This window comes from Kosakonia radicincitans DSM 16656, assembly GCF_000280495.2.
In the GTDB taxonomy this organism is placed as follows: Bacteria; Pseudomonadota; Gammaproteobacteria; order Enterobacterales; family Enterobacteriaceae; genus Kosakonia; species Kosakonia radicincitans.
In genome coordinates, this window is record NZ_CP018016.1 from 3,873,343 (window position 1) to 3,886,967 (window position 13,625).

Here is a 13,625-nt window from a genome sequence, read left to right on the forward strand (position 1 = left end):
CAGCGGCGTAAGATACCCGTTGACGTTGACCGGGTAAATAAGTGAGGCTGAAGAAACTTGTCTGACAACCAGGAAACGCTATGTATTTTTATGAACCGGCGAAAGGCCACGGCCTGCCGCACGATCCGCTGAATGCGATTATTGGTCCGCGTCCTATCGGCTGGATTGCCTCGCTGGATGGCAAAGGCCAGCGAAATCTTGCGCCGTACAGTTTCTTTAACTGTTTCAATTATCGCCCGCCGATTATTGGCTTCGCCAGCAGCGGCTGGAAAGATAGCGTACGCAATATTACTGAAACCAAAGAGTTTGTCTGGAACCTGACGACCCGCGATTTAGCAGTGCGGATGAATGAAACCTCCGCGTCGCTGCCCCATGGCGAAGATGAGTTTACCCGTGCAGGCCTGACGCCCGTTGCCGGTCGTATCGTCAGCGCGCCGCGTGTGGCGGAAAGCCCGGTCAACTTCGAATGTCGCCTCTCCCAGTGTATTCAACTGACCACCGCCGATGGCAGTGCCATCGATAGCTGGCTGGTGCTGGGCGAAGTGGTCGCGGTACACATTGATGAATCGCTGCTGGAAAACGGCATTTATCAGACCGCAAAAGCACAGCCCGTGCTGCGCGCGGGCGGCCCGTCGGCCTATTACGGGATCAGTGAAGCGCAGCGCTTTGATTTGATCCGCCCGGATAACCGCTAACCCCGTTTACCTGTCCCAGCCAGGAGCCCTGTGCTATCGGGCGTTTGCTATAATTACGCTATTGCAACTAAGGAGGCGATCATGGCTTCAGGCTGGGCAAATGACGGTGCGGTACAGCAGCAGATCGACAGTACGATTGAAGATGCCGTGGCGCGCGCCCGTCGTGATTTACCCCACGGTGAAAGCTTGCTGACCTGCGAAGAGTGTGGCGAACCGATCCCGGAAGCGCGTCGTAAAGCGATTCCAGGGGTGCGCTTATGCGTTACCTGCCAGCAGGAGAAAGATTTACATAACTCTACATTCTCAGGATATAATCGCAGAGGATCGAAGGATAGCCAGTTACGTTGACCTTTCCTGACGTTTTCAACCAGCGCAAGCGGTTGCCTTTACATCCACAAAATCCCGCAGTGAAAGTAGCAAAATGTGCCGCAAAATTGTCCGCTGCGCTGATCTGCTGGCGAATGTCCTTTTTTCTTACACAAAAGCCTTTCAAATCAAACAGCTAGATCTTATTCAATTTTTTAGAATAAGGTCGTCAATTCTCTTCGATTTTATCTCTTGTGAAAAACCGTGATACTTATCACATCGACGGAACATCGTCCCCAACACAGAATAACCTGCGAGAAATTGACTATGAAAACCATCAAATATGCTGTTGCTGCTATCGCGCTTTCTACCCTATCTTTCGGTGCCTTTGCTGCCCAGTCTGTGACCGCCGCACAAGCCGAAAGCCTGGACAAAATCGGTGTTGTTTCTGCTCACGGCGCAACCACGCTGGACGGTCTGGAAGCCAAACTGGCTGCCAAAGCGCAGGCTGCTGGTGCCAGCGGCTACAGCATCATCTCTGCTGCCGGCAATAACAAACTGAGCGGCACTGCGGTTATCTACAAATAACCCAACCGAAGTTGTACCCCCCGGCAAATTAACCCTCTGCCGGGATGCTCCACCCTCATTGACCCTGTTGTTACCCTGTTTTTGCCCGTCCTGGATTGTGACGGGCTTTTTTTTGCTTAAAAACTCTGTGCTACCCGCGCCAGCCCCTCTTCCAGCGTCGCGCTTTCTCCGGTTGCCACCAGGCAACAGGCCAGCTGAATTTTTAGTGACTCCGGTATTGCTTCGCGCCCGGCAAGACAGTGTTCGATCCAGCGAGCCGTGCTCTCTGCATCTTTTGCCACGCCTTCCAATGCAACCTGCTCGGCGGCATCGTTGCGCGCAAAGAGGATCCGCTCGCCCGCCGCGTCAATCAGGTTGATCTGCGGACAGCGCTGCGGGTTCGCATACACTTCCCCTTCCGTCCCCGCCATCAGCAGCGCACGGCCACCGATGTCGGCGAAAAATTTCCCCACCCGCGTAAGGTATTCGGGATGAGAAACGCTGGATAAACGCAGTGCCGCGTCGGTTTTAAACGGCGTTACCAGCTTCGCCAGCGTGTGCGCACTGTTGCGCACGCCCATGCGCCAGCGCATCGCTAGCTGTTTTTCCAGTGGCGGACAGAGCGCGTGTACCGGCATAAAGACCGGATGATGGCCTTCCAGCTTCGCCTGCGCCTGCCCGGCGTGCAGCGTCGGCTCAATGCCCAGCAGGGTGAAAATACTTTCGCTAATCACGCGCGTGGGATCGGCGCTGACGCCGTGCACCAGCACCGGGAAACCCAGCTTATTCAACAGAATAGCCAACAATGGCGTGAGATTAGGCTGTTTGCGCGCGCCGTTATAGCTGGGAATAACAATCGGCATCGGTTTGGCCACCGGCGGCGTCAGCGCCAGCGTGTGCTGCTGCATCGCCTCGTAGAAGCCGCGCATTTCCGCCTCGCCTTCGCCTTTAATGCGCAGCGCAATCAGAATGCCGCCCATCTCCAGATCCGGCACCTCGCCGTTCAGCATCTGCGCATAGAGACCACGCGCGGTGTCAATATCCAGATCCCGGGCATGGTTCTTTCCGCGACCAATCTCTTTGATAACTTTACGGTAATCCATGACAGTTCCTCGCATGCTCACATCGTTAACGGCGCTTGCGGCGCTTTTGTTCTGGTTTTTTCACCGGTTTCTTCACTATAACGTCCGGCATTGCCGGTTGGGAAATAGGAAACACCGGCAGCGCATCAAGCAGACGTTTTCCATAGCTTTTGGTCAACAGGCGCTTATCGTAAATCACCACTTCGCCGCGACAACCGTGGCTACGGATAAGCCTGCCGACCTGCTGGATAAGATTAAACGAGGCGCTGGGCAAACTCTGTACTTCAAACGGATAACGGTTGAGGCTCTTCAGCCATTCACCTTCGGTGATCACCACCGGGCTATCAATCGGCGGAAAGGCGATTTTATGAATATGCACCTGTGTCAGGTAATCGCCTTTCAGATCAAGCCCTTCGGCGAAGGATTGCAGGCCAACCAGCACGCTGCGCTCGCCCGCGTCGATCCGTTTACGGTGCAGTTCCACCAGCCGGTAGCGCGGCTGATCGCCCTGCACCAATAGCAGCAGGCGTAAATCCGCCACGTAACTTAAAAACAGTTGCATCGCGCGCTGGCTGGCGAACAGCACCAGCATCCCCGGATGGGCTTTACTTTCCACCTGCTCACGAAACCAGGTCGCCATTTCGGCGATATGCTGCTCTTCATTTTCAATCAGCGGTTCGTAGCGCATTTGCGGGATAACAATCTTCCCCTGCTCAACGTGATTGAAAGGCGAATCCAGCGAGACAAATCGGTCGCCCGCTTTCTCTTTCAGGCCGCTCATCTCTTGCAGGCGATTAAAACTGTTCAACGACCTCAGCGTGGCGGAGGTGATAACAATATGCGGTACGCTGCGCCACAGCAGCTTCTCCAGCTGATCGCTGACGCGAATGCCTACGCAGTGAAACAGCAGATGTAGCTGCCCCTCCCGCACTTCGCGCGTCGCCCATTTCGATACCGGCGCACCGGAAGCCTGCACCATTGAGGCCAGCCGCCAGAGTTTGCTCTGGCTTTCAAACATGCCAAGCGCACGGTTCATTTGCAGGATCACCCGGTGCAAACGCACAATGTCGTGGCTACCGGTCTTTTCGCTTAAATCGTTGAGGAACAGCTCCGCCAGCCCGCGCAGCATCTCTGTTAGCTTCGCCAGCCGCTGACAAATCGCCATCACCTCATCCGGCAGCTCGCCCATAGCAAAGCGGTGTTCGGCTTCCTGACCAGCAGGAAGATAGAGGTTGAGCATGTTATTCAATGATGAAATCAGCCCGAACAGCTCTTCGCAGTGGGCGTTGAGCCGCTCCGGCGTCGCCAGCGGCGGCAGAGTTTTCGGCCGGAACTGCTCCAGGCATGTCGCCACCAGCCGGATAAATAAGTCGAGCTGTAGCTGATACCAGGACGCTGTTATTTCGGCGCTCATCTCCAGCGCATCGCGCGCCACATCCGGCAGATGATGGCCTTCATCCAGCACCAGCAGTAGGTTTTTCGGCTCCGGCAAGACGGCTTCGCTCTCCAGCGCCGCCATCACCAGCGCGTGGTTCGCTACCACCACTTCCGCTTCCTGAATTTCACGCCGCGCGACAAAGAACGGACATTCCCGGTAATAGTGGCAGTTGCGGTTCAGGCAACTGGCTTTATCGGTACTGAGGCGACGCCATAAATCATCACTGATGGCTTTATCGGTGTGATCGCGCAGGCCGTCCCATTTGTAGCTGTCGAGATCGGCTTTCAGCGTCGCGCACTGCTTCTGTTCCTCTTTGCTGCCCGGCGTCAGCTCATCATCAAGGAACGCCAGCAGATCCTGCTGGTCCGGCTCGCTGCTGGCCAGCGCAGCCAGATTGCGCGGGCAGACATAGCGCCCACGGCCAAACGCTGCGGTAAAACGTAAATCGGGGATAATTTTGCGCAGCAGCGGCAGATCTTTACTGTAGATCTGATCCTGCAACGCCACGTTGGCGGTACTGACCACCAGCGTTTTTTGCTCTTCGCGGGCAATAGCAATACCCGGAATTAAATAAGAGAGCGTTTTCCCGACGCCGGTCGGCGCTTCGATCGCCAGATGCCTGCCCTCTTCACCCGCCAGCGTTTTCGCGACATCAGCAATCATCTGCCGCTGCGGCGCACGGGGAATAAAGTCCGGGATCTGTTGTTGCAACGCCTTATACCAGGCGGCGATCTGCGCTTTTAGCGCGGCAGTAAGAGCCATGAAGAGACCTGAAATACTGTATAAACAGCCACTATTGTGGCATTTTTAGCGCCCGCTGGGTAACCCTTTTTGCCATTCTGGAAGCGGCCACGAAAACCCATTTTCCACCTCTGCAATACAGGATATTTTTCGCCGGGCGGATCACAAATTAGCAGATCTATTCATAAGTACTCTATATAGCGCGTTGATCATTGAACAGGGCAATGCTAGTTTTTACCTGCATTACGCTTGTTACCGAATATCGGGCAAAACCTAAATGCAGAGAACAAGGACAGATGATGTCCATTGCTGTATTTACGTTTTGCCCGTTTTTGTTTGCAGGAGTTAGCGATGCTGGTCAAACAAATCTTAAATAATAACGTGGTCAGCGCCATCGACGATCGTGGCTTTGAGGTTATTCTGACCGGGCGAGGGCTGGGTTTTAATACGCAGAACGGCGCCATCGTTAACGAACAAGCCATCGAGAAAATATTCCATTTGCAGGATTCGCAGGTCTCTGCCCGTTTTAAAGATCTGATTAGCGAAGTTCCTGTCGAAATAGTGCAACTGACCGCCGACATTGTCACGCTGGCCCGCAGCCAATTGTCGCATAAATTAAGCGAAGGTTTGTACGTCACGCTAGCTGACCATCTGCATTTCGCGCTACAACGCAATGAAAAACATGAGCAATTGCCGAATCCGCTGGAGTGGGAGGTACGCCATTTTTATACCGCTGAATATGCCCTTGGTCGCCAGGCGATTGGTATGGTGGTGGCGCGCACCGGGCAATTATTGCCTGACAGCGAAGCCTGCAGTATTGCGTTACATATTGTGAATGCCGGGCTGAACGACAGCATGGGAAAAACCACGCAAATCACACGGCTTATTTATCAACTACAGAATATCGTTAAATACTTTTTCAGCCTGCCACTCGACGAGCACAGCCTGAATTACCAACGTTTCATTACCCATTTAAAATTTTTCGCCCAGCGGGTGATTGATGGGGTGGTGTTAAATAATGACGACGAAGAGTTATTTGCCATGGTACAGCGCCGCTATCAGACCACCCTGAAATGCGTCGATGCCATCAATGAGTTTGTCGGCAAAAACTATCACCACACCATGAGCAACTCGGAAAAGCTCTATCTGACCGTGCATATCGAAAACGTGGTACAGCGGGCAGAACCCAATTAGTTTACCCAACATCATTCGCGTAGCCGCAACCACAAAGCGGCAGCTTGAAGGATGAAATGTATAGATTCCGTCCAGGCTTGTTACTGTTCAATCAGGCAAACCCCAGAGGAAACAAGGTATCGGCGTAAAGCCGATGATTGTGGATGATGCCAGCAATGCGGGCGTCAGTCTGGAGGAATTATCATGAATTATCAGGATACCGCGCAGCAGATCATCAACAGGATCGGCGGCAAGGACAATATTCTGTCGCTGTTTCATTGTATTACCCGTCTGCGTTTTTTACTCAAAGATAACGACAAGGCCGATCGCGCGGCGCTGGAAGCGCTGGATGGCGTGATAGGCGTCAATATCTCTGGCGATCAGTTTCAGTTGATTATCGGTAACGATGTGGCCCCACTGTGCGACGCGCTGCTGGCCAAATTACCCGGCGTCTCGTCCGGCGGCGCTGTGCAACATGGTAAACGCCGCAACCCGGTATCGGTGCTGCTGGAAGGGCTGTCCAGTATCTTCTCGCCGATCATTCCGGCGATTGCCGGAGCCGGTATTCTGAAAGGCGTCCTGGCGCTAGTGGTCGCGATGCAGTGGCTGGAAACCAGCAACCAGACCTACCAAATCCTGCTCGCCATCAGCGACGGCGTGTTTTACTTCATGCCGCTGGCGCTGGCTTTCAGCGCCGCCAATAAGTTCGGCGCAAATCCTTACGTGGCAGTGGCGCTGGCCGCCGCCCTCTTCCATCCTGCAATTCAGGCGCTGTTTAAATCCGGCGCGCCGATCAATTTTATGCACCTGCCGGTGCCAACCGTGAATTATGCCTCAACGGTGATCCCGATCCTGCTGGCCATCTGGCTGCTGAGCCGGGTAGAGAAGCTGATTGATCGCATCATGCCCGGCGTACTGAAAACGATGTTTGTGCCGCTGTTGAGCCTGGTGATTGTCACGCCGATTACGCTGATTGCCATTGGCCCACTGGGGATTTTCGCCGGTAATGCGCTCTCCGGCGGCATTATCTGGCTGGTGGAAAATGCCGGCATCGTGGCGGGCGTAGTGGTTGGCGGCACGCTGTCGATGATCATCATCACCGGCATGCACTATGTGCTGGTGCCAATCATGATCAACAACATCAGCACCCTGGGTTTCGATCCGTTCAAAATCCTCTTCTATATTGCCAACCTGGGCCAGGCGGGTGCGGCCTTTGGCGTGTTCCTGCGGGCGCGGGATAAAAAGCTGAAATCGCTGGCGCTAACCACCAGTTTCAGCGCGGCCATGGGTATTACCGAACCGGCGATGTACGGCATCAATATTCGCTATAAACGCCCGTTTGCTGCCGCGCTGATTGGTGGCGCGTGCGGCGGCGGTGTTGCCATGGCGATGGGGGTGAAAACCTACGCCTTTGCGCTCAGCGGTCTGCCCGGTCTTCCGGCGCTGGTCGGCCCGACATTTTTATGGGCGCTGGTCAGTATCGCCATTTCGTTTGTCTGCGCTGCGGTTGTCACGGTGATCCTCGGATTTGAAGAGACGGTGGTAGCCGGGGTCAGCCCGATGTCGGTGGCACGTACCGAAGAAAAACTGTTTGCCCCGGTGAGCGGCGAACTGAAACCCCTCAACGCCCTTAGCGACCCGGTGTTTGCCGATGAGATTTTCGGTAAAGGGCTGGCGATTTATCCCACCAGCGGCGAGCTACGCTCTCCGGTTAACGGCAAGGTGGAATCCCTGTTTGAAACCCATCACGCACTGGCGCTGCAAAGCGATACCGGCGCGGAGATCCTCATTCATATCGGTATCGACACGGTAAAACTGGGTGGTAAGCACTTCACCAGCCACATCGCCGTCGGGCAGAGCGTCGAGGTAGGCGATCTGCTGGTGAGCTTTGATCTGGCGGCGCTGAAGGCCGCTGGCATCGATCCGAGCGTGATTGTGGTCGTCACCAACAGCGAACAATACGGCGATATCAGCCCGGTCAAAGTACAAGGCGATGTCGCCAGCCGGGACGCATTTCTCACACTGACCGCGACAGCGGCGTAAGGAGCAAAGGTATGGCATTTTCGAAAGCATTCCCGGAAGGATTTTTATGGGGCGGCGCAACAGCGGCGAATCAACTGGAAGGCGCATGGAATGTGGGCGGCAAAGGGCTTTCCGTTTCTGATGTCTACACGTTTGATATCAACACGCCGCGGGAGCGCTGGCTCGATCAATGGCTTGGCATGACGCACGCTCAAATACGCGAAGCGCAGGACCCAGGCAGTAAAAAGTACTACCCGAAACGCAAAGGCAACGACTTTTACCACCACTTTAAAGAGGATATCGCCCTGTTCGCCGGAATGGGTTTTAAGTGCTTTCGCATGTCGATTGCCTGGACGCGCATCTTCCCGCGCGGCGATGAAACCACGCCGAACGAAGCCGGGCTGAAATTCTACGACGAGGTGTTCGATACGCTGCTGGCGCACGGTATTCAACCGATTGTGTCGCTGTCGCACTACGAGATGCCGCTGGCGCTGGTGACCGACTATGGCGGCTGGCCGAACCGCCAGTTGGTCGATTTCTACGTACGTTTCGCCACCACGGTCTTCACCCGCTACCGCAAAAAAGTGAAGTACTGGATGACCTTCAACGAGATCAACTGCGTGAAACATCACCCGTATGTCAGCGTTGGTGTGATCGAAGAGGACAACCCGCATCTCGAACAGGATAAATACCAGGGCGCGCACCATCAGTTTGTCGCCAGCGCACTGGCCACCAAAGCCTGTCATGCCATTATTCCCGGCTCGCAGGTCGGCTGCATGATCAGCTACCAGATGCTCTATCCGCACACCTGCCATCCGGATGATTTGCAGGCCTGTGAAGAGATGCAGCGCGTGTCGCTGTTCTTTAGCGACGTACAGGCGCATGGTTACTACCCGGCGTACACCGATCGCATGCTGGCGGAAAAAGGCGTCACGCTGCAAAAAGTGGTCGGTGATGATGAGATCCTGCGCCAGCACCCGGTCGATTTCGTCTCCTTTAGCTACTACATGTCGAGCACCGTTAGTGCGCACCCGGAAAAACGGGAAATAGCGGAAGGCAATATGGTGACTGGCGGCATCCGCAACCCGTACCTGCCAACCAGCCAGTGGGGCTGGCAGATTGACCCGAAAGGGCTGCGTCTTGCCTTAAACCAGCTCTATGACCGCTACCAGAAGCCGCTGTTTATTGCCGAAAACGGTCTCGGCGCGATCGATACCGTCAACCCGGACGGCTCTATCGACGATGATTACCGTATCGATTATCTGCGCCAGCACGTGGAACAGATGCAGGAAGCGATTGGCGACGGCGTCGATCTGTTTGGTTACACCTGGTGGGGGCCGATTGACGTGGTCAGCGCCGGAACGGCGCAAATTTCCAAACGCTACGGCTTTATCTATGTTGACCAGGATGACATGGGCAACGGCACGCAGGCGCGCTCGCTGAAGAAAAGCTATCACTGGTACAAAAAACTGATCGCCTCTAACGGCGAAGACTTACGCGATTAAGGAGCTGAGATGGCTATTTTCCCGAAAGATTTTTTGTGGGGCGGCGCGATTGCCGCCAACCAGGCGGAAGGCGCATGGAACGAGGATGGCAAAGGGCCATCGATTGCCGACGTGGTGCGCGGCGGTATCGCTTCCGGCAAACATGATGCGACGATTGACCCAAATCTCTATTACGCCAGCCACGAAGCGATTGATTTCTACCATCGCTACAAAGAAGACATCGCGCTGTTCGCAGAGATGGGTTTCAAATGCTTTCGTACCTCGATTGCCTGGTCGCGCATTTTCCCGCGTGGCGATGAAACTACGCCAAACGAAGCGGGGCTAAAATTTTACGACGATCTGTTTGATGAACTGCTGAAGTACGGCATTGAACCGGTGATTACCCTCTCCCACTATGAGACGCCGCTGGCGCTGTATCAGGAGTATGGCGGCTGGAAGAATCGCCAGTTGATTGATTTCTTCAGCCGCTACTGCGAAACGGTATTCCGCCGTTACCAGCGTAAGGTCAAATACTGGATGACCTTCAACGAACTGAACAATATGAACCGTATGCCGTTCGCCACTGGCGCGGTGGATGCCAGCGCCGGTGCGCAGGATATCTGGCAGGCGAATCACCACCAGTTTGTCGCTAACGCACTGGCGAACAAGCTGTGCCACGACATCATTCCCGATGTGCAAATCGGCTGCATGCTGTCGCTGAGCACCGTTTACCCGGCAACCTGCAACCCGGAAGATATCTTCTCTACTATGCAGTTACGCCGCCGTTCGCTGTTTTTCTCCGATGTGATGATGCTCGGCCACTATCCGGCATTTGCGCCGCGTCTGTTCCGCGAACTGGGCGTGGAGCTGACCATTGCCGACGGCGATCTGCAACTGCTGGCCGATTATCCGTCGGATTATCTCGGCTTTAGCTACTACCGCAGCGTATTGCATCAGGCGGGCGGCCAGTTCCGTATTGATACCGGCGGTACTGCCGGGCTGGATAATCCGTTTCTTGAAAAAACCGCCTGGGGCTGGCCGATCGATCCGCAGGGTTTCCGTATCGTCTGTAATGAACTGGCGGATCGCTACCGCAAGCCGCTGTTTATTGTCGAAAATGGTTATGGCGGTATCGATGAGCCGGATGCCAGCGGGCAGATTAACGATCTGGCGCGAATCGATTATGGCCGCCGCCATATTCAGGCAATGGCAGAAGCCATTGACGATGGCTGCGACATTATGGGTTACACCTGGTGGGGACCGATTGATATCGTCAGTGCCGGAACCGGCGAGATGAAAAAGCGCTATGGCTTTATCTATGTCGACAAAGATAACGACGGCAACGGTACGCTGAAGCGTAGCAAAAAACGCAGTTTTGAATGGTATCAGCAAGTTATCGCCAGTCATGGTGAAGTGCTGTAAGGTTGAAGCTCGCATTGTGTTCCCGTGTGGTTGCCAGGCGCCGGATGGCGGCTTCGTCTTACCCGGCCTGAGCTCGCAGGCCAGATAAGCATCAGCGTCATCCGGCAAACCGGCCGCACCGGACATTTTTCTGGCTTAGACAAGGTACCTATGAGCACATGGCATTTGGTTGACCCCGAACTTCGTCCCGCACTGGAATCCTGGACACCCACCACGCTCAACGCCGATGCACTATCCGACTTACGTGCACAGCGTCAGCAGGCCGCACTGGCGGCTATGCAACTTGATGATGGCTTAGCGCTGGAAATGAGCGAGCGCAATCTTGAAGGCATCGACGGCGAACCGCCGGTTCGGGTGCGCATTATCGCCCCGGTAACACCACGCGCTAACCGCATGGGGATTTTGCATATCCACGGCGGCGGCCATCTGTTTGGCAGCCCGGAGCAATCCCTGTCGCTGTCGCGACCAACAGCAGCACGCCATAACTGCGTGGTGGTGTCAGTGGATTATCGCCTGGCGCCGGAAAACCGCTTTCCGGGTTCGCTGATGGATTGCTACGCCGCGCTGGTATGGATGGCGGAGCACGCGGCGGAACTGGGTATCGATGCAAGCAATATCGGCTTGATGGGCGACAGCGCGGGGGCTGGCATTGCCGCCGGGCTGGCGCTGCTGGCGCGGGATCGCCACGGGCCCGCGCTGGCATTTCAGAATCTGATGTTCCCGATGCTCGATGACCGCACGGTCACCAACACCGAACTGAACCCGGCGACCGGGGAATTTATCTGGACGCGGGAGAATAACGACTTTGGCTGGCGCGCACTGTTGGGCTGCGAGCCGGGTAGCGAAGAGGTTTCGCCTTATGCCGCTCCGGCACGGGCAAGCGATCTGGCGGGGTTGCCACCGACATGGATTGGCGTCGGCACGCTGGATCTGTTTCTTGATGAGAACATGGCGTGGGCGCAACGGCTGATTCAGGCGGGTGTGGCAGTGGAGATGAATATCTGGCCGGGCGCTTACCACGGCTTTAATTCCGATCCGCAGGCAGAGGTTGCACAGCGGGCGCGGGAAACGCGTCAGGCCTGGCTGGCGCGCGTTAATCGCCGATCGCAAGCCTGATAAAACAACGCCGCCAGTCGGTACATTGCCCGCTGGCGGCGTCGATTGCCGGATAAAGTGTATCCGGCCTGCAAAATGCGTTACTGCGCGGCGCTCGGTTTACGCGGACGGCGACGGCGTGCGCCGTTTCCTGCCGGTTTACCCTGGCCGTCACGCGCTGGCTGGGCGTTACCATCCAGACGGCGTGAACCCCCTTCACTGCGGCGTGGAGCACGCGGTTTTTGCGCTTCACCGTCAGTGCGACGCGGGGAGCGCGGTTTCTGCTCCTCACCCTCATTGCGGCGCGGCGCGGACTGACCACGACCACCGCCGCCCTGCCCGCGACCACCACCCTGACGACCGCCGCCCTGGCCGCGACCATTCTGGATCGGTTCGGCTTTGATGGACGGATCCGGTTCATAGCCTTCGATGGCAATGCGCGGGATCTCTTTTTTCAGCAGACGTTCGATGTCGCGCAGCAGTTTGTGTTCATCAACGCAGACCAGCGACAACGCTTCACCGGTAGCCGCCGCACGCCCGGTACGGCCGATACGGTGGACGTAATCTTCCGGTACGTTCGGCAGCTCGTAGTTCACCACATGCGGCAGCTCTTCGATGTCGAGACCGCGCGCAGCGATATCTGTGGCCACCAGCACGCGAATATCCCCGGATTTGAAATCCGCCAGCGCACGGGTACGCGCGCCCTGGCTTTTGTTACCGTGGATCGCCGCACTGGTGATGCCATCTTTATTCAGTTGTTCCGCCAGATGGTTGGCGCCGTGCTTGGTGCGGGTAAAGACCAGCACCTGCTGCCAGTTACCCTGGCCAATCATCTGCGACAACAGCTCACGCTTACGTTTTTTATCTACAAAATGCACATGCTGAGTCACCTGCTCGGAAGCGGTGTTGCGGCGCGCCACTTCAATTTCCAGCGGGTTGTGCAACAGCTTTTCCGCCAGCGCTTTGATGTCGTCGGAGAAGGTCGCGGAGAACAGCAGGTTCTGACGGCGCTGCGGCAGTTTTGCCAGCACGCGGCGAATATCGTGGATAAAGCCCATATCCAGCATACGGTCGGCTTCATCCAGCACCAGAATTTCCACGCTATCGAGTTTCAGCGCGTTTTGGTGTTCCAGATCCAGCAAACGGCCAGGCGTGGCGATCAGCACATCGACGCCACCGCGCAGTTTCATCATCTGCGGGTTGATGCTGACGCCGCCAAACACCACCAGCGAACGGATGTTCAGATACTGGCTGTAGTCGCGTACGTTTTCACCGATTTGCGCCGCCAGTTCACGGGTTGGCGTCAGGATCAGCGCACGCACCGGGCGGCGGCCTTTCGCGTGCGGCTCTTTTTGCACCAGCAGTTGCAGCAGCGGCAGGGTAAAGCCAGCCGTTTTACCGGTACCGGTCTGGGCGCTGGCCATCAGGTCGCGGCCTTGCAGTACGGCGGGGATCGCCTGCTGCTGAATAGGGGTCGGCTGAACATAACCCTGCTCGGCGACTGCGCGCAGGATTTCCGGATTCAGGCCAAGGGCATCAAATGACATAACAACTCCACACCGCCCCGACCTGTCACAGGTGTAGTTTTCAGGGAGATATA

At 56.0% G+C, this 13,625-nt stretch carries 11 protein-coding genes; 8 read left to right on the forward strand and 3 right to left on the reverse strand.

The window, feature by feature from the left end; genetic code table 11:
- The first annotated feature begins 80 nt into the window (after nucleotides 1–80).
- The 3 genes from Y71_RS18655 to ybiJ all read left to right on the forward strand — a co-directional run bounded on the left by Y71_RS18655 (nucleotide 81) and on the right by ybiJ (nucleotide 1,589).
- Complete coding sequence (locus tag Y71_RS18655) at nucleotides 81–695, forward strand: flavin reductase family protein (protein ID WP_007373993.1); 615 nt, start codon at nucleotides 81–83, stop codon at nucleotides 693–695.
- 81 nt (nucleotides 696–776) lie between these two features.
- Nucleotides 777–1,043 carry a DksA/TraR family C4-type zinc finger protein gene (locus tag Y71_RS18660; protein WP_007373992.1) on the forward strand — a complete coding sequence of 89 codons (267 nt, stop codon included), beginning with the start codon at nucleotides 777–779 and terminating at the stop codon, nucleotides 1,041–1,043.
- 285 nt (nucleotides 1,044–1,328) lie between these two features.
- On the forward strand, nucleotides 1,329–1,589 hold the full coding sequence (gene ybiJ, locus Y71_RS18665; protein ID WP_007373990.1) for a DUF1471 family protein YbiJ: 261 nt from the start codon (nucleotides 1,329–1,331) through the stop codon (nucleotides 1,587–1,589).
- A gap of 116 nt (nucleotides 1,590–1,705) precedes the next feature.
- Here ybiJ and ybiB read toward each other — a convergent pair whose 3' ends face one another.
- Entirely contained in the window at nucleotides 1,706–2,671 is a 966-nt protein-coding gene (ybiB, locus tag Y71_RS18670) for a DNA-binding protein YbiB (protein WP_007373989.1), read from the reverse strand.
- Nucleotides 2,672–2,696: 25 nt separating this feature from the next.
- Complete coding sequence (dinG, locus tag Y71_RS18675) at nucleotides 2,697–4,850, reverse strand: ATP-dependent DNA helicase DinG (RefSeq protein ID WP_007373988.1); 2,154 nt, start codon at nucleotides 4,848–4,850, stop codon at nucleotides 2,697–2,699.
- Nucleotides 4,851–5,180: 330 nt separating this feature from the next.
- Here dinG and licT point away from each other — a divergent pair, with 330 nt between their 5' ends.
- The 5 genes from licT (at nucleotide 5,181) to Y71_RS18700 (ending at nucleotide 12,046) form a co-directional block, all read left to right on the forward strand.
- Entirely contained in the window at nucleotides 5,181–6,023 is an 843-nt protein-coding gene (gene licT / locus Y71_RS18680; RefSeq protein ID WP_007373986.1) for a BglG family transcription antiterminator LicT, read from the forward strand.
- 183 nt (nucleotides 6,024–6,206) lie between these two features.
- The gene (locus Y71_RS18685; RefSeq protein ID WP_007373985.1) at nucleotides 6,207–8,045 is read left to right on the forward strand and encodes a beta-glucoside-specific PTS transporter subunit IIABC; all 1,839 of its coding nucleotides are present in this window, start codon (nucleotides 6,207–6,209) and stop codon (nucleotides 8,043–8,045) included.
- 11 nt (nucleotides 8,046–8,056) lie between these two features.
- Nucleotides 8,057–9,529 (forward strand): glycoside hydrolase family 1 protein, encoded by a 1,473-nt coding sequence (locus Y71_RS18690; RefSeq protein WP_007373984.1) that lies wholly within the window; start codon nucleotides 8,057–8,059, stop codon nucleotides 9,527–9,529.
- A 9-nt stretch (nucleotides 9,530–9,538) separates the two neighbouring features.
- The gene (locus Y71_RS18695; protein WP_007373983.1) at nucleotides 9,539–10,930 is read left to right on the forward strand and encodes a glycoside hydrolase family 1 protein; all 1,392 of its coding nucleotides are present in this window, start codon (nucleotides 9,539–9,541) and stop codon (nucleotides 10,928–10,930) included.
- 150 nt (nucleotides 10,931–11,080) lie between these two features.
- Nucleotides 11,081–12,046 (forward strand): alpha/beta hydrolase, encoded by a 966-nt coding sequence (locus tag Y71_RS18700; protein WP_007373982.1) that lies wholly within the window; start codon nucleotides 11,081–11,083, stop codon nucleotides 12,044–12,046.
- An 80-nt stretch (nucleotides 12,047–12,126) separates the two neighbouring features.
- On the opposite strand, the gene rhlE is transcribed toward Y71_RS18700, so the two are convergent.
- Nucleotides 12,127–13,572: an ATP-dependent RNA helicase RhlE gene (gene rhlE / locus Y71_RS18705; RefSeq protein ID WP_007373980.1), complete on the reverse strand. Its 1,446-nt coding sequence runs from the start codon at nucleotides 13,570–13,572 to the stop codon at nucleotides 12,127–12,129.
- Nucleotides 13,573–13,625 lie beyond the last annotated feature (53 nt).